Raw genomic sequence first — 541 nt, forward strand, 5'->3', positions numbered from 1 at the left:
CAGGTTGACGTGTTATCACTTGCTCGATACTGACTTGAGGATAGGGTGCTGCTGTATTGGCACATACATTTTCACCACCACAGAAGTTCAATACTTCGCTCGGCCAGTTTTTACCTGCCACAGTAATGATCGGCTTTTCGCTGAGTTGATAAAAATAGCGGACTTTCTCTGTGGTGTTGTATGTCGCTTTGAGAGCAGTTAGTCCCTCTCTAAAGTCCCGCGCTGCTTTTTGACCCTTTGATGGATCATCACTGTATTGACTCAGCTGCTCAATATTATTTGCGATGTCTTCTAAAGTACCCGTGGTTGAGTAGTAGATAGGTACGCCAAATTGTTTTAACTTTTCGAGCTCTTTGGCGGGGTTACCCGCAGGCCAAGCAATGACGAGATCGGGCTGAAGGGCAATGATGCGTTCCAACTTTATGCCTTGGTAATTGGATACTTTCTCCAGTTCGCCAGCTTCCTTCGGATAATCACTCATCTCACTCACAGCGATCAGTTTGTCACCTAAGCCAGCTGCATAAGCGATCTCTGTGGCGTG

Annotated in this window: 1 protein-coding gene; it reads right to left on the reverse strand. The window is 46.6% G+C overall.

Annotation, left to right across the window (positions count from 1 at the left end):
* The coding region (locus R7O13_RS30200; protein WP_318305637.1) for a helical backbone metal receptor at positions 1-541 on the reverse strand (541 nt) is incomplete at both ends.

The sequence above is a fragment of the Vibrio sp. Y176 genome, assembly GCF_033438945.1.